The sequence below is a fragment of the Streptomyces sp. NPDC101776 genome, from assembly GCF_044766845.1.
GTDB lineage: Bacteria > Actinomycetota > Actinomycetes > Streptomycetales > Streptomycetaceae > Streptomyces.
Genome location: NZ_JBIWMV010000008.1, coordinates 350,329 through 365,936, shown reverse-complemented (window position 1 = coordinate 365,936; position 15,608 = coordinate 350,329). Strand labels below are relative to the sequence as shown.

The following is a 15,608-nucleotide window of genomic DNA, read 5'->3' as shown; positions in this document are numbered from 1 at the left end:
GCCCCACCCCCCCCGGCCCCCCCCCCCGGGGGGGGGGCGGCGGGGGGGGCCCCCCCCCGCGGGGGGGGGCGCGCCGGGCCCCGCGCCCGGGGGGGGGGGGGGGGGGGGCGCCCCCCCCCCCCCCCCCCGCGCGTCGGCTCCCGCCCCGCCCACCCGACCGTGAGAAGACGGTAGGAGCTGGGCCCAGGTTGCGTCCGCCTCGGTGAGAGCCCGGTAAAAAGGGTGATCGTAGACCTGCCCCCACCGGCCAACCGCCGGAGGCCTTGGCACACTGGGTACCGTGCCCCAGACTGTGCTGCTCGCCGAAGACGACCGTGCCATCCGTCATGCCCTGGAGCGGGCCCTGACCCTGGAGGGCTACCAGGTGACCGCGGTCGCCGACGGTGTCGAGGCGCTCGCGCAGGCCCACCGCACCCCACCGGACGTGCTGCTCCTCGACGTGATGATGCCCGGCATCGACGGCCTCCAGGTCTGCCGGGTGCTGCGCGCCGAGGGCGACCGCACCCCGATCCTCATGCTGACCGCCCTCGTGGAGACGGCCGACCGTATCGCGGGCCTGGACGCGGGCGCCGACGACTACGTGGTGAAGCCGTTCGACGTGGAGGAGGTCTTCGCGAGGCTGCGCGCCCTGCTCCGCCGCACCAGCCCGGTCCCGGCGAACGGCGTCCCCGGCACCGCGGGTCCCTCCGACGTACTACGGGACGGCCCGCACGCGCCATCGGCGTTCTCCCCCTCGGCCACCGCCTCCGACAAGCAGATCACCGCGGCCGGCCTCCGCATGGACCTCCAGGCCCGCCGCGTCTGGCGCGGGGAGCGCGAACTGGAGCTGACCCGGACCGAGTTCGAGCTCCTCGAACTGCTCGTGCGCAACGCGGGCATCGTCCTTGACCACTCCACGATCTACGACCGCATCTGGGGCTACGACTTCGGCCCCGGCTCCAAGAACCTCGCCGTCTACGTCGGCTACCTGCGCCGCAAGCTCGACGAGCCCGGCGCGCCGCAGCTGATCCACACGGTGCGTGGCGTGGGTTACGTGCTGCGGGAGGACTGAGTGGGCCGCCTGCGGCGGTTCGTGGCCACCAGGCGACCCAGACTGGTTTCACTCCGCACCACGTTCGTCCTGTCCTTCGCCGCGGTGACCGCGGCCGTCACTCTCCTCGTCGGCGTGCTGTCGTACGGCGCGGCGGCCCGGCTGGTCCGGGTCGACCAGGAGTCCGTGTTCGACCAGGTCGTCCAGGATCTGCAGGACGAGGTGCGGACGCACCAGATGACGACCGAGGACTTCTCCTCCTCCGCGCCCGGCCACGACATCGTGCGGCCCGCCCGGACGGACGTCCAGGTGCTCGGGCGGGACGGCGGTGTCCTCGACAGCGGCAGCCCGGCGCTGCCCGTCACCGGTGACGACCGGGCGATCGCGGGCGACCGGGTGGCCGGGAAGACGGTGGAGCACAAGGACGTCGCCGTCGGCGAGGACGTGTACCGCATCGCGACCGTCTCGCTCGGCGCCGGGCGGGGCGCGGTGCAGGTCGCGCAGGAGTTCAGCGACACGGAGGATCTGCTGCGGGCCCTGCAGCAGCGGACGTTCGTGCTGATGGCGGCGGTGGTGGTGCTCGCCGGTCTGTGCGGCTGGTGGCTGGCCCGGCGGATCACGCGTCGCCTGATCATCCTCACCGCGGCGGCCGAGGACGTGGCCCGCACCCGACGCCTCGGCGTCCAGGTCCCCGTCACCGGCTACGACGAGGTGGGCCGCCTCGGCCGCGCGTTCGACCGGATGCTCGGCCGCCTCGCGCAGTCGGAGGAGGACCAGCGCCGCCTGATCCAGGACGCGGGCCATGAACTCCGCACCCCGCTGACCTCGCTCCGTACGAACATCTCGCTGCTCCGCCGCATGGACGAACTGCCGCCCGGCACCCGCGAGGAACTGGTCGCGGACCTGAGCCAGGAGGCCCGCGAACTCACCGACCTGGTCAACGAGTTGGTGGATCTGGCGGCGGGCCAGTCCGACACCGAACCGCCCCAGCAGGTGGACCTGGCCGACATCGCGGAGGACGTGGCGGGCCTGGCCCGCCGACGCACCGGCCGCGACATCACCGTCCGCGCGAGCGGCGACACGACGACCGACGGCCGCCCCGGCATGCTCCAGCGCGCGATCTCCAACCTGGTCGAGAACGCGGCCAAGTTCGACCGCGCGGGCCAGACCCCCATCGAGATCTCCGTCTCCGGTCCCGCCCGCCCCGGCACAGTCCGCGTCGAAGTCCTCGACCGAGGTCCCGGAGTCTCCGAGAGCGACCTCTTCCGCATCTTCGACCGCTTCTACCGCGCGGCGGACGCCCGTTCACTCCCCGGCTCGGGCCTCGGCCTGTCGATCGTCCGCGAGGTGGCCCTGGCGCACGGGGGAGCGCCGTTCGCGCTACGGCGGGAGGGCGGCGGCTCGGTGATCGGCTTCACGGTGGGTGGTGTGGTGGGGCCGGGGGCCGGGGCGCGCGGCCGGGGCTGACCGACGGCAGCCCCGGCGGGTCGTCCGGTACGTCAGTTGCCGGTCCGCCCGAAGCAGCGCTCCAGTTCGTTCAGGTCGTAGAACTTGCTGCCCTTGGAGGCGGGACGGCAGCCGGCCTTGAAGGCGGTCTCCTTCTCGTTGTAGAGCATGCGGACGAGGTAGGTGCCGCCCTTGCGGAAGACGTCCCACTGGATGTTCGAGCCGAGCGGGGCCACGGCCGCGCCGCGCCACGGGTTGCTCGCGTAGGTGTACGGCTGCTTGACCGTGACGCCCTTCGTGCTGCCCGGCAGGCCCATCAGCGCGGCCAGCGGGATGATCTCCTCGGCGTGGGTGAACCGGAGTTCGGCGCCCAGGTCGCTCGTGCCGTCGCGCCTGGCCTCGACCTTCTTGAAGAAGTCGTCGAGCAGGACACCGGCCATCTTGTACGTGATGTCGCTGTCCGCGAAGCCCGGCCCCTTCTCGTAGAAGTCCTCGGTGTCGGAGATGTACCCGAACCAGTCGGCGTCGGCCGCCGAGATGTACCGGTCCATGCCCCAGCCCTTGCCGCCCGGGCTCTCCCCGCTCATCGCGGGCGCGATGGCGTACAGGTTGTAGACGGCGGTGGCGGCCTCGACGTCCGTGCCGATCGACGCGAACTCGCCCGCCGTGATCCGGTCCACGAACGCCGGCTTGAAGAGCTTCCTCAGTACGTCACGGGCGGCGCGGTGGGTCTTCGGCTGGTCCGTGATGGTCTTCAGCGTCGTCGCGAGCCGCTGGTCGTTGGCGATGTAGTCGCGGTAGGCGGCGCCGCCGGCGGCCTTGTGGAAGTAGAGGAGGTCCTTGTCGGTACGGGTCGCGCCGATGAGGGAGGTGAGGTCGGGGTCGGTCTTGGCGAGGGCGGCGCCGTAGAGGTTGGCGCTGTCGACGGCCCGGCCCTGCCCCGAACTGACGACGTCGATGGGCTCCTTGTCCTTCGCGATCGTCGCGAAGAGACTCGGCAGCCGCTTCTCCATCCGGGTGGCGGTGGCCTGGATCTCCGCCTTGCCGCGCGCGCTGAGGTCGCCGTACCCGACGGTGCTCATGGCGGCTTCGAGGGCCTGCGCCTTCGGCCCGAACTCCCGCCCCTTCGCGGTGAGTTGGCCTTCGGCCTGGGCCTTGTTCCAGAGCGCGAGGATCAGGTCGCCGTCCGAGCTGTCGGTCGCGGAACGGGACCCGTGCCGGGACACGTTCTCGGTGAAGACGGGGGTGAAGCCGGCCGGGGCCTTCTGGTACGAGCGGGAGTTCTGCTCCGGTGCGTACACGGCCTTCGTGCCGTAGCTGTCGGTGTGGGCGTTGCCGCTGCCGGGGGCGGCCTGGGCGGCGAACGGGGTGGCCAGCAGCGCGGCCACGCCGAGGATCACGGCGGGGGTGACACGTCTCATGAGCTGCATGTTTCGCGGGGGACGTGAACGCCGGGTGCACGTGGGGTGACTCCGGGGACTCCACTCGCGGGTGTCCGGGGGCGGGACGAGACCCTACGGCCGTACCGCGCCCTCGGCCGGGGCGAACAGGTGGGCCATCGCCTGCCAGAGGGGCATGACGCGGGGCGTGGAGCGGGGGCTCCGCGGGGCGGGGGCGCCGGCCGACGGCTGGGCGGTGCGGGCGTTCTTCGTGGGGGAGGTGGTGGCGGTGTGAGACATGTCGGTTCCCTTCCGGCGAGTTGTGGACCTTGACGTCGGCCTTGGGCTTGGCCTTGACGTTGGTTTTGGCCTTGTCCTTGTGAGATCAACGATCCCGCGTGCGGGCTGCCACCACGAGGGGGTGGGCTGCCCGGTCGGGGGTGGGGCTGGCTCCACCATCACCATCACCATGACCATCCTGGCCATGGACGACCGGCCCGCCGTGCAGAATGCACCGCATGTTCGGACCCGCACCGCTCCAACGTCTGTCCCTGCCCGAGGAGTTCGCCCTGCTGTCGTACGGGGAGAACGGCAGGGTGCCCAGCCCGGCCCAGACGGCGGCCGGTTGCGCGGCCGCGGAACTGGGTGAACTCGCCCTGCGGAGACGGTTGTTGATCAGGCCGAGGAAGACCAGAAAACTAGGACTCGAGATCTACCAGCTCCGCGGCGAGATCGAACTCTCGGCCAACACGCCCCACACCGGCCTGACTTGGGCAGACGACCTGCTCGTCGCGTTAGGGACCCGCACCGCCGGCCTCGCCCCCCGACCCCTCACGGTGACCCGCTGGCTCCGAGAACGCGGCAGGCAAGCACTCGCCCTGCACACGGGCGTACTCACCGAGCGAGGCGTACTGCGCCACAGACCCGGCACCGTCCTCACCAGAACACGCCACCACCCGGATCCCGCACTGCGCGCCGCCCTGCTCAACGGCGTCCGTGCCGTCCGTTCCGAACAGGTGCCGCTCGACGAACACATGCTGTTCCTCTGCGACTTGCTGGACGGCGCCGGTCTCACGAAGGACTTCGGCCTCACCCTGACCCGCCCGCAACGCCTCGAACGCGCCCGTGGCGTCGGCGCCGTGGGAGCCTTCCCGGAAACCCTGCGCGACACGAGCACCGTGCTGGGCTTCTCGCTGCCGGCCAGGCAGGGCAGGACGATCACGATCGGCGACTGACGACCGTCGCCGACGCCGGGATCCAGCAGCCGGGATCCAGCCGCCGAAATTCATGGGGTGGTCCGATCGCTCGCCGCCTAGGGTCTGCCGCATGACTCTCGCCCATGACTACGCCCCTGACCATGACGACGACGCGGCCGGAGACCGTCCCGCGCTGGTACTGCTGCACTCCGCGGTGTGCGACCGGGGGATGTGGGATCCGCAGTGGCCGGACCTGGTCAACTCCGGCTATCGGGTGGTGCGTTGTGACTTCCGGGGGTTCGGCGAATCGCCTTTGCCGGACCGGCGGCACAACGACGCCGAGGACGTACTCGACCTGCTGGACAGCCTCGGTGTCGAGCGGGCGGTGCTGATCGGCTCGTCGTACGGCGGAGAGGTCGCCGTGGAGATCGCGGCACGGCGTCCGGATCGGGTCGCCGCCATGGTGCTGCTGTGTGCCGGGGTGCCGGGCCACCAACCCACCGATGAACTGCGGGAGTTCGGGGACCGGGAGGACGAGCTGATCGAGGCGGGCGATGTCGAGGGGGCCGTAGAACTGAACGTGGACACCTGGCTGGGGCCGGACGCCGACGCGGTGGTCCGGGAGCGGGTGCGGGGGATGCAGCGGCGGGCCTTCGAGGTGCAGCTCGCCGCTCCCGAAGGGGCCGGGCGGAAGAGGGTGGAGGTCGACCTGGCGGCCGTAGAGGCACCCTGTCTCGCGGTCTCGGGTGGCCGCGACCTGGCGGATTTCCGACAGATCGCGGCCCGGCTACCGGAGTTGCTGGCCGACGCCCGGCACCTCGAACTGCCGTGGGCCGGCCATCTCCCCGGCCTGGAACGGCCCGCCGAGGTGACGGCCCTGCTGAACGGTTTCCTGCGCGAGACGGTTCCGGTTGCCGGCTGAGCGGGCCGGCCGGTGCGGGTCAGGCGTTTTTCTGGGCCGGCTGGTGCGTCAGGCGTTCTTGCGGGTCGGCCGGAGCGTCAGGCGTCCTTTCGGGCCACCCCGCCGTAGATGCCGATCGGTGCGGCGCCGGGGGCGGGAGTCTCCTCGGGGCGCCAGTGGGTGACGCGCACCAGGCCCGGGTCCACGAGGGTGAAGTCGCCGAAGAAGTCCAGGACTTGGGCGTGGGTGCGGAGGTTGAGGGTGGCGGTGGCCCGGTTGTAGACGGACGCCGCGTCGTGGCGGCCGTCCTCGTGGATGTCGCCCGTGGCGTGCGACAGGACGAGATAGGAACCGGCGGGCAGCGCGTCGCGCAGGGTGGCGACGATGCCGTACGGATCCCCGTCGTCGGGCAGGAAGTGCACGACGGCGACCAGCAGCACCGCCACCGGCCGGTCGAAGTCGATGGCCTTGCGGACCTCGGGGTGGTCGAGGATCGCGCGGGGATCGCGCAGGTCGGCCAGGATGACCGAGGTGTCGGTGTCCTCCATGAGGGCCATCGAGTGGGTGCTGACGATCGGGTCGTTGTCGACGTAGACGATCCGCGTGTCCGGGGCGATGGCGTGCGCGATCTGGTGCACGTTCGGCTCGGTGGGCAGTCCGGTGCCGATGTCGAGGATCTGTCGTACCCCGCCCTCTTCGACGACATGGCGGACGGCTCGGTGCATGAAGCGCCGGTTGGCGCGCACTCCCTCCCGCACCTCCGGCGCCGCCTTGATGAACTGCTCGGCGGCCTCGCGGTCGACCTCGTAGTTGTCCTTGCCGCCCAGGAAGTAGTCGTACATCCGGGCCGGGTGGGGCTTGCTGGTGTCGATGATCAGTGGCTGGGCGCCACTGGCGTCGCCGCTGGGAGAGGTCATGAGGCCAGGCTCCGTCTTGGTGAGTGGCTGTCAGATCATCATCCTGACATGCCCGACGCCTAACGCAGGGCCGCACCCGGCAATAGGGGGCGCGGGGCTGACCGCCTGGGCGAAGAGGGCGCGGACGGCGCGCCGTGCCCCGGGAAGGCCACCGCCCCGCGGACCGCGACCAACCGCCCGGCCTCGCCTTCCACATCCTGGGCGACGACCGGCGGCTGACCACCCACTACCGCGTCGTGCTCTGATCCCGCGCCCTGCGCCCTGCGCACCGCGCCCCGCGCCTCACGTCTCCCGTCCCTCCCCTACCCGTCCCGGAGGCGATGGGGTCCCCCCCTACGCCGTCCTCGGATTCCTGGTGGCGATCCTTCCCCTGATCACCACGCCCGGAGCGAGCCTGGCCCTGCTGATCCAGCACGTCTCCGACAGGGGCCGCCGCCAGGCCCTTCCCGATCATTCGAGGAGATCACCGGGCGTCAGTCGAGAAGCCGGATCTCGATGGCCAGGGGGCCGAGGGCTTCCTTCTCGGGTGGGTAGATGGGCCGGATGCCGGCGAGTTGAGCGTCCCGGGCAGCGGCGGGGTTGACGTGCGAGGGGCCTTCCCCGTCGAGGAGGGCCTCGAAGCCGGCGTACTCGGTCACCCGCCTGACCTCGACCTCGCAGGTCTCGTCCGTGCCCTTGATACGGAACCGGATGACGTCACCGGCGGCAAGGTCGGTGAGGTGCGGGTGGGCGACCCGGACCTCGATGGTCTTGGTGCCGGCGGCGACGAGGTCGAAGTACCGGCGGTAGAGGCTGAGTTCGCGGACGCGCGGGGTGGTGTTGCTCATGGGGCGGGATGCTCCCGAGTGGTTGTCGGCGTGGCGATCGGGCGGCCGAGAGCAGCGGAAGTCGTCTGTACCTCCGGGCTTTTGGAGTGGGACGACTGCATCACGTACCGGGAAATGTGCCGACGCCTACGAGCGTCTCCGGGGCGCCGGCTTCGACAGCCGACGGTGGTGGTCCCTCAGGCGCCCCTCAATCGCCCTGCCCCCCTGCCCCCCTGCCCCCCTGCCCCCCTGCCCCCCTGCCCCCCTGCCCCCCTGCCCCCCTGCCCCCCTGCCCCCCTGCCCCCCTGCCCCCCTGACGCCTTGACGCCCCCTCCCGGCACCAAAAAGGGCGAGGCCCGAAGACCCCGCCCATCACCCACGAACCCGAACCCCCAGCTCACGGCCAGACAAGGCAATAAGGCTGATGCCCCGCCTCATGCAGCCGATGGCTGAAGTCCTGCCACTCGTGCAGCGAATGGGAGGGGCGGGGCGGTGACCTGGGGTTTCGCGGGGAAATGTGCGTTGACCTGGGAAAACTCCTCTTCGTAGTTCTCACGAGTCAACGCTGTTTCCCAGGCTCATGTGCCCTGGATGTGCCCTCCGGGGCAGATGCCCGGCATCGCCAGCCATCCGTACGCGTCTCTGTGCTTGTTGAGCGGGAGGGAGGCGACACTGCCCCTGGGTCGTGTCCCGCGTCGTGGTGTAAGGGATCAAGCCTTACTCGTTCCGGTACGAGGCCCCTGACGATCGCCGGAAGGCGGCAGCCCGCGAGGCGCCCAGCTGAGGCGCATTGAACCCCCGGTCCGGCGGAGCCACCCTCCCCGACCTGCGGATTCCGGGCCCTTGATCCGCTACACCACCCAGCGGGACACCATCCTGCCCCTGTGATGGCACGCCCGAGAAACCGGCATCGGTTCGCTCCTCGTGCCGGCGGGCAGGGAGCGCCTCGGCGTCGGCGTGTGTGCCGCTGGACGGTCGGCTGGTGGTAGCTCTACTCGTACGCCCAGGCCCGTCCTGTTCGCCGGTGCTTCCATGGAGATGGGGTCGTGTTTCTCTGTGCTCCTTGCAGGATGCGAACCAGCGACACCCGCTTTCGGAGTGGGATCGAATGGGTGATGCGGAGACCGTACGGATCGCCAACGAGCAGAAGCCCTCCCGCCCGCTGGACGGAAGTACTCCTGCTTGGCGTTTGCGAGAGGGGTTTACAGAAAGTGCAGGTTCAAGCATGAGGGCAATGCGTCAGCACCCCGAATGCGATTAATTCCCGTTGCGATGTGGAGATCTCGCAGGTCGGGCAGTTGAGCCAACGGTGCAATGTCGATGTCGCCTTCTGCAGCCATGTCTCCCGTGAACTCGCATGAGATTAGCCGAGGAAAGGCTTCGGCTAGTCGATGGACGGCCGCTTGGATGACTCGTTCCCCGCCACCGCCGCTGAGAGACAGGCTGGTGACATTAGTCAGAACTGTGTCTGGGGGAAGGGCCTCGAATGACGCGGCACATGCGCTGAGATCGGTTAGCGATGGCAGGCCGCAAACCTCCCTCCAGTCATCGGCTGAGGCCGGGCTGGACGCACGGTTGAGTCCGAGTTCCACGAGGTGGGAAAGACTACTGAGTCCTTGGAGCCTTCGCAGCGGCCTTGCACCGTCTGACACGCGCAGGCCGCGCAGCGGAGCGCGGGTCGGAAGATATTCCGCGGACCAGCCCAGGCTGGGCGGGCCGCTGATCACCAGTGATTCCAGGTTCTGCAAGCATGAAACCGGTCGCAGGTCGATGCTGGAACCGGCTGCAGTGATGTCCAGGTACTGAATGGGGAGTCCGCTAATTGCGGAAATATCCTCCAGGTTCGGGCAATTGTTGATGATGAGCGATGTCAATGTCAATTGCTGAGCCAGGAATTCCAAATTAGGCGTCTCGACGTTCGATAGCGTGAGTTGCGCGAACGCGTGGTGAGAGGCGTACGAGGCCAGTGCCCCCAGGGACACGTCCCTTCTGATATCCAGAATCTCAGGCTCCAGCTCTAGACGCCTTAGGTGATGCAGTTGGTCGTCGGACTGGATGGTATACGTGAGGGCGTTCGAATCCAGGCGTGCGATGATCTCCTCGGCGTACCGGGCACTGTCGAAGCGAGGCCAGGCCCAAAGGAGTTGGGCACGGACTGGGAGAAAGAGATGATCAACGAACTGGGACAGAAACCCGATAGCGGCCTCGGATTTGACATTGGAAGCTGCGATGGCCACGTGATAGGCAGCCACCCCGTCATCGAGTACCTCGGGGCCGGGTAGAAGGCGGAGGATCAAGGGCCCGACTTCCGCCAGGGCGTGAGCCTCTTCCTCGTTGCCCGGGGGAATCAGGGTGACGGTGCGCTGTTCGACGTCTTCGCGTACGGAAGGTTCGAGGGACGTCGCGTATTCCAGACAGGCCGCAGCGAGTAGGTAGACGCGGGCCTGGATCCGTTTGTCAGAGGCGCGGTCGCCCAAGTCAACGAGTTCCCGGAAGATCGTGACGCGATCCCGGGGACGGGCGAGAGCAACCGCCATGCGGATGACGTCCTCCCACTGATCGTCCGCCGCGTGCTCGACGAGGAGTCCGAAGTCGGCCTCGTCGACAGCTGCCCGAGCGCCGAGGAAGTCCTGGAACGTGCGGTGGACGAAGTCCACCGTGTCGGGAGCAGGTTCACGAAGGAGGCCGCTCCGCTGGAGAAAGTGTTCGAAGACGGTCGGTGCATCACCCAAGGCAGCTACTTCGGGGACTGCGGGCAGAGCCCGACTGATGATGTCCTCTGCGCGGGAACGGTCCATCTCGGTACGGCCATTCTTGATCAGCCAGTAGGCGAGTCGCTGGAGGAGATCGAGCTGTGGCTCCTCGCGGAGTTCGGGGCCCGCCATGTCCCGTTCCCTGTCGCGTCGACTGAGCAGCATGGAGAGCGCAGCATCGTAGAGGTCCTTGCGGCCGTGCGGGAGATAGCCTCGTCGGTCGCGATGGAGGGCGCAGATGAGCCCGCACATCAGAGGATTCGTGGCCAGGCGTCCGAGGGCGGGCTCGGTTCTGACGGCAGCGAGGAGCTGACCCTGGTACTTGTCGAGGTCGGCAGTGTCGTCGGCATCGGTCCGTGCGGCATCGTGCCATTGAGTGATGAAAGTGGCGACGGCTGCGGGGCCCATGGGAGACAACGACAGCTCGATGAAACCGTCTTCGGCTAGCCAGTCCTGGCCTACGGCCGATGGGCGGGAGGTAATCAGCCACCGATTGTCGCCGTCGTACGTTTCGATTAGTTCCAGCAACCACCTTCGGGTCCGCTCGCGTTCCCGCTCGGGGATCTCGTCAATGCCGTCGATGAGGATCAGGCCGCGTCCAGCGACGAGGACCCGGTGCTCCCAGCCGTCGGGCTGAGTGCCGGCGAGCGGGCAGCTAGTGGCGGAGAGAAAGTCCTTGGGTGCTGGGAGGCGTTCGCCGTGGCGGGTGAGCGCACGGAGCGGTAGAACGAAAGGGATCCGGTCATAGAGGTAATCCATGCGATCGGGGAGGTCCTGGCCAGCAGCCGCAACAGCCAGCCACTGGGCGAGTGTCGTCTTGCCTGAACCGGCTTCGCCGCGGAGGAGAACACGGTGGTTGGCTGCCAGGGCTTGGTCCGCGGGCTGGGTTGCGAACGAGTCGCGGATAGAGTTGTAGGTGAGCCACAGCGTGTCGGCATCCGTCGCGCCGTCCTGGTTGGGCGCAGTCCGTTCGAAGATCGACAGGAGGCTGTCGAGGAATCCTTGAGACTCATCAGCGACAGACGTAGAGAGATCGTCTATGGCACGATGCGCTGGCAGTGAGGCGAGGAAGGAGCGCCGGCGGGACGGGAGAAGAGCCGTGGGATCGAGGCCCCGAGCGCTAGCGTGGGCCCATGCCGTTGCTCTCCGCCAGAGCCCCGACACCGGTGACGCCTCCAGATTTAAATACGCCACGGCCAAAGGCCATCGTCTCGGGGAATTGTTGAGGTCGATTCCGTAGATCGTGAGCTTGCCGTGCTTCTTGGCCACATACGTCAGGTACGCCTGCTCGAATGCGCCATCCTCGCCACCGGGCCGCGGGTTGCGGCGGATCAACTCGTCGACCTTGGCGATGAGTTCGTTGACGGCCTGCGACTGCTCGATCATGGTGCGGGCGACGAAGGTGGAGCGCTGCGTGAAGAAGTGAAGGATGTGGAGGCACGCGGTTTCAAGCAGGCTCTCGTAGAAGTGTGTGGCGTCGGCTGTGAGATGACGCTCGGGACTGTCACTCGCGCGACGCAGCTCACGGGCCAATGCAGAGTGACCAAGGCGTACGGCTTCGAGGTCGGTGAGGGTCAGGTCGCCGAGGGCGTGGAGGGTGGTGGCCAGGGCATCGGTGACGGCCTGCTGTTCGTTATTAGGGACGGGGCGTTCGCCGGTGCGTAGGGCTTGCCTCACTAGCTTGGCGGCGAGATCGCGGACGTCGGACTCGGTAAGCGCGCGCTTCTCGCCCCTGAAGGATACGTAGCTGGAGATGCGGATCGGCTTGTCAACAAGGCCAGCTCCGGGACCTTCGATGACGAAGAGTTTCTTGACGAGAGGCCCCATTACGGCCGAGGCGAGTCGCGTGCCGATGGCTGTGGGTTCCACGCTTACCCCCGTAGATCCGTACCGATGCTCTCGGATCCTAAGGCGCCCGGGGCCTCGGCCCAACCAACTTCGGTGATGGGCCTCTGGGCGATTTCGAGCATGGTGGCTTACTCGTCACAGGGGCGTGGGAGTCCGGTGCGTACGAACTGCGACCCTGCTCGACGGTCCAAGCGGGGGCTACACGCCCAGCTGTTCGAAGAGGGTCGGTGGTCGTAGGGGCCGGTCAGTGGGTAGGGCAGATCATCACAGTGAGAACCGGTGAGGCCGGTGACGGTTGGCTCTGTCCGATGTCCTCGTACCCCCACGACTCGTAAAGCTCGTGCACCTTTCCGTCCCCAGCCGCCGAGTTGACCATAAGCGTGACGTACGGCTCGTCGCGTGCGGTGAGGAAGGCGTCATGGATACGGCGGGCTGTCCCGGTCTTCCGCCAGGTCGGCCGGACGCCGATCTCCTTCAGGGCCACGGCCGGGCGCTCGGTGTACTTCTCCGCCGGCGCCGGAGTAGTGCGCTGCCAGTACCGGTCGCCGTGCTCGATGGTGTTGCCGTAGGCGTAGCCGACCGGATGTCCGTCCGCGTACGCGAGGACAGCAACGAACCCCGGCTCGGTGGCGTGCCGGTCCAGGCGCTCGCCGAACGCGGTGACCGCGTAGTTCGGCAGGTGCAGCAGCGGGGCGCGTACCTCGGCGTACACGTCGAGGAGGTCGCCGCGGACGGTGTCGAGGGTGGTGAAGGTGCGCAGTTCGATGGCGGGCGCCGTGGTCATGCGGCCATCCTCCAGGTGGCGGCGTGCTCAGTCCACGTCTGCACGGTGGCACTGCCCGGCGCGGTGGCACGCAGCGCTGCGCCGAACTCTTGGAGCATGCGCGTGACTCGGGCGTGCTGGGTGGCTGCGTCGGCGGGGACCTTCATCGCGGTGGTCGTCGCGGCTTCGGGAGCGCCCTGGGCGAGTTGGGCGTGGGCGAGTCGGGTCGTGGTGATGGCGCGAGACCGGGCCATGTGGGGCCGGAGGGCAGACAGGCAGCGGTGGGCGTGGAATTCGGCGGTCGGGTAGTCGCCGAGTGCCAAGTACGCGGACAGGGCCAAGTGGTCCAGTTCGGCCTGGTCGTAGAAGGCGAGCATCCACACCGGGCGGTAGTCGGCGGGGTCGGCGCGCAGCATGGCGTCCTGGGCCTGTTCGAAGGCTCGGCGGGTGCCGGTGGGATCCTGTGCCGCGCCGTGGATGGCTCCCTGGCGGGCCAGGCCGAGAGACGCGAACAAGGGGTCGCGGCGGGTGAGGTGGAGATTGCGGGCGACATCGTTGGCGGCGAACGCGTCCGCGGGGCGGCCCATGTGCCGGTACATGGTGCCCGCGTGGCTCCAGATGCGGAACTTGATCGCCTGGTCTCCGGACATCTCGGCGAGGGCCTGGGCCTCGCGCATGTGCGCCTTCGCGTCGTCGTAGCGGCGGCCGTCGATAGCGGCCCACATCGCCGAAGATCGGAAGGCGGCTGCGGAGGCGTAGAGGTTGCTGCGTACGCGCTGGGTGGCGCTGCCGGCGTTCTGGAGGTTGAGCGCCTCGTCGGCGAGGGCGGCGGCCCGGTGCTCGATGCCGAGTTGGCCGCCGTGACGGTGGTCGCTGGCGATGAGTTCGGCGAAGCGCTTCTGCAGGCGGTCGACGTCACTCATGCCGATACGGCGAGGGGAGGTGGTGCCGGGCGCGGCTGCTGCGGCGGCAGCCGCCGCGATGCCGCCGACGAGGGTACGGCGCTTCATATCGGGGTCCTCCTGCTGCGGTGGGGCTGGGGTGGGCCGAGCCCGGCCCCATGGCACGAACCCTAGAGCGACGGCGGGCAGACCGCTGACGTCCTCAAGTGCCTTACGGGTAGCCGATTTGGGCCACTTGACCCGGCCCGCTTTCCAGGCCCGGACCGACGAGCCGTCGAGGCCGCCAGGTCTCCCGGTCAGTCGCTCTAAAGCCCTGTTCACCGTGTCAGCAAGGCTGTTGGAGCTGTAGCCGTGTTCGGCCATCCACGCTTCGAGAACGGTGTTGCGCGTGGTGTCCATGTCCGCACGGTAGCTCTCACGTCCCCGCACCCGCCAGGTAAACGAAAGGTCAAATCGCCCTAGGCGGCTCCGTCGGGAGCCCGGTTGATCGCCCTAACCAACCGGCTGTGAAAGGGAGTTGTGTTGTTGCTGGTTGCCCGTCACTCATGTGACGGGCGGCTGTTGACCGGCCCGGGCCGCTCCTGACACCTGCCGAGGGGGCGAGCCGGGCGCCGAGACAACACGAAGGCCCCACGCCCAATGACGAGTCTCAGTACGCCAGTTCAGGCCGCCCCCACCGGCCACCCCGCCTACAGCCAGACCTTTCCGTGCGAGCCGTGCACGGCCGAGATCGGCCGCAAGCTCGTTCGTGACGCCCTCGGTGTATGGCACCTCGACCACCTCGCCGACCGCGCCGCGCTGATCATCTCGGAACTGATCGCGAACGCCGTCAGGCACACCTCGTGCCACTCGATCCGCCTGATGGTCGGGCGGCCGAGCACGGAACGGATACGGGTCGGGGTGGTGGACCGGGCGCCTTCGCGCCTGCCTGTTCTTGGTCCGCCTGCCGATGACGACGAGTCAGGGCGTGGCCTGCTCCTCATCGACACCGTCGCCGACCGCTGGGGCTATGACCTGCACAGCTCGGGCAAGCGCCCGTGGGGCAAAGAGGTCTGGGCCGAACTCCTCATCGAGGGCGGCGAGTGAGCACCCTGGCCGCGTTGACCCAGCCTCTGCCGGACATCGCCCGCCTCCGGGCCCGCCAGCAGATGGCGATGGAGTGCGCCCACTGTGCCCGGTACCTGGGTGCGAGCGGCCGGGTCCTGGGCGACGTGCGCCATCTGGGTCTGCCGTTTCGGCTCTGGGGCTGCGCACCCGACTGCCAGACGGCCGGCTGACCAGACTCCCGCCTCCGGTCGTGCGGTTCTGTGCCGTGCAGCCGGAGGCGGGTGCCACCGCAACATCACAACGATTCAGAGGAGTTGGCATGACGCGCAGCACCGTAGTACCGAGCACCACCCTGGTGAGCCACCAGACGCTGGGGGCCACGGACGGGTTCGACCTCGATGTCTCCCTCGTCGAGATCGCCGACCCGGCGGGCCTGGTCAACCTGACCGACGACAACTGCGGTTCCACCTGTGGCGCCTGCACCACCAACGTCGCCTGACCCGAGGTTTCGGGCCTCTCCGGTCCGGTGCCGTCGCGCTCTACGGCGTGACGGCACCGGCCGCCCGTCCGTCCCTCGCTCAAGGAGGTAGTGGTGGCTGCTCCGCCCTCAGCGTTCCGAA

General features: G+C 68.9%; 14 protein-coding genes and 1 pseudogene. 8 read left to right on the top strand and 7 right to left on the bottom strand.

Annotated features, from left to right (window positions below):
* Positions 1-292: 292 nt before the first annotated feature.
* Positions 293-1,051, top strand: coding sequence for a response regulator transcription factor (locus ACIRRY_RS26315; protein ID WP_403977010.1), 759 nt, complete (start codon positions 293-295; stop codon positions 1,049-1,051).
* The gene (locus ACIRRY_RS26310; protein WP_403976957.1) at positions 1,052-2,497 is read left to right on the top strand and encodes an ATP-binding protein; all 1,446 of its coding nucleotides are present in this window, start codon (positions 1,052-1,054) and stop codon (positions 2,495-2,497) included. It begins immediately after the preceding gene.
* A 32-nt stretch (positions 2,498-2,529) separates the two neighbouring features.
* On the opposite strand, the gene ACIRRY_RS26305 is transcribed toward ACIRRY_RS26310, so the two are convergent.
* Positions 2,530-3,897 (bottom strand): histidine-type phosphatase, encoded by a 1,368-nt coding sequence (locus tag ACIRRY_RS26305; protein ID WP_403976955.1) that lies wholly within the window; start codon positions 3,895-3,897, stop codon positions 2,530-2,532.
* Between the two features lie 93 nt (positions 3,898-3,990).
* Positions 3,991-4,155, bottom strand: a complete 165-nt coding sequence (locus tag ACIRRY_RS26300) for a hypothetical protein (protein ID WP_403976953.1) — start codon at positions 4,153-4,155, stop codon at positions 3,991-3,993.
* A 218-nt stretch (positions 4,156-4,373) separates the two neighbouring features.
* On the opposite strand from ACIRRY_RS26300, the gene ACIRRY_RS26295 reads away from it, so the two are divergent.
* Both ACIRRY_RS26295 and ACIRRY_RS26290 read left to right on the top strand, forming a co-directional pair.
* The gene (locus tag ACIRRY_RS26295) at positions 4,374-5,090 is read left to right on the top strand and encodes a GPP34 family phosphoprotein (protein WP_403976951.1); all 717 of its coding nucleotides are present in this window, start codon (positions 4,374-4,376) and stop codon (positions 5,088-5,090) included.
* A 91-nt stretch (positions 5,091-5,181) separates the two neighbouring features.
* The gene (locus ACIRRY_RS26290) at positions 5,182-5,973 is read left to right on the top strand and encodes an alpha/beta fold hydrolase (protein ID WP_403976949.1); all 792 of its coding nucleotides are present in this window, start codon (positions 5,182-5,184) and stop codon (positions 5,971-5,973) included.
* Positions 5,974-6,050: 77 nt separating this feature from the next.
* On the opposite strand, the gene ACIRRY_RS26285 is transcribed toward ACIRRY_RS26290, so the two are convergent.
* Positions 6,051-6,869 (bottom strand): SAM-dependent methyltransferase, encoded by an 819-nt coding sequence (locus ACIRRY_RS26285; protein WP_403976947.1) that lies wholly within the window; start codon positions 6,867-6,869, stop codon positions 6,051-6,053.
* Positions 6,870-7,003: 134 nt separating this feature from the next.
* Here ACIRRY_RS26285 and ACIRRY_RS26280 point away from each other — a divergent pair.
* Positions 7,004-7,114, top strand: a pseudogene (locus tag ACIRRY_RS26280) (phosphodiesterase); the annotation flags it as partial.
* Between the two features lie 228 nt (positions 7,115-7,342).
* Here the strand turns inward: ACIRRY_RS26280 and ACIRRY_RS26275 are convergent.
* The 4 genes from ACIRRY_RS26275 to ACIRRY_RS26260 all read right to left on the bottom strand — a co-directional run bounded on the left by ACIRRY_RS26275 (position 7,343) and on the right by ACIRRY_RS26260 (position 14,340).
* Entirely contained in the window at positions 7,343-7,696 is a 354-nt protein-coding gene (locus tag ACIRRY_RS26275; protein ID WP_403976945.1) for an ASCH domain-containing protein, read from the bottom strand.
* Positions 7,697-8,877: 1,181 nt separating this feature from the next.
* The gene (locus ACIRRY_RS26270) at positions 8,878-12,297 is read right to left on the bottom strand and encodes an NACHT domain-containing protein (RefSeq protein ID WP_403976943.1); all 3,420 of its coding nucleotides are present in this window, start codon (positions 12,295-12,297) and stop codon (positions 8,878-8,880) included.
* 223 nt (positions 12,298-12,520) lie between these two features.
* The gene (locus ACIRRY_RS26265) at positions 12,521-13,060 is read right to left on the bottom strand and encodes a GNAT family N-acetyltransferase (protein WP_403976941.1); all 540 of its coding nucleotides are present in this window, start codon (positions 13,058-13,060) and stop codon (positions 12,521-12,523) included.
* A complete protein-coding gene (locus tag ACIRRY_RS26260; protein WP_403976939.1) occupies positions 13,057-14,340 on the bottom strand; it encodes an XRE family transcriptional regulator in 1,284 nt (427 codons plus the stop codon). Before ACIRRY_RS26260 ends, ACIRRY_RS26265 begins: the two co-directional genes overlap by 4 nt.
* Before the next feature lie 240 nt (positions 14,341-14,580).
* On the opposite strand from ACIRRY_RS26260, the gene ACIRRY_RS26255 reads away from it, so the two are divergent.
* From ACIRRY_RS26255 to ACIRRY_RS26245, 3 genes are all read left to right on the top strand, one after another.
* Positions 14,581-15,027, top strand: coding sequence for an ATP-binding protein (locus tag ACIRRY_RS26255; protein WP_403976937.1), 447 nt, complete (start codon positions 14,581-14,583; stop codon positions 15,025-15,027).
* A 14-nt stretch (positions 15,028-15,041) separates the two neighbouring features.
* Positions 15,042-15,218 carry a hypothetical protein gene (locus tag ACIRRY_RS26250; protein WP_403976935.1) on the top strand — a complete coding sequence of 59 codons (177 nt, stop codon included), beginning with the start codon at positions 15,042-15,044 and terminating at the stop codon, positions 15,216-15,218.
* 89 nt (positions 15,219-15,307) lie between these two features.
* Positions 15,308-15,487 (top strand): FxLD family lanthipeptide, encoded by a 180-nt coding sequence (locus ACIRRY_RS26245; RefSeq protein WP_403976934.1) that lies wholly within the window; start codon positions 15,308-15,310, stop codon positions 15,485-15,487.
* The last annotated feature ends 121 nt before the right edge of the window (positions 15,488-15,608 follow it).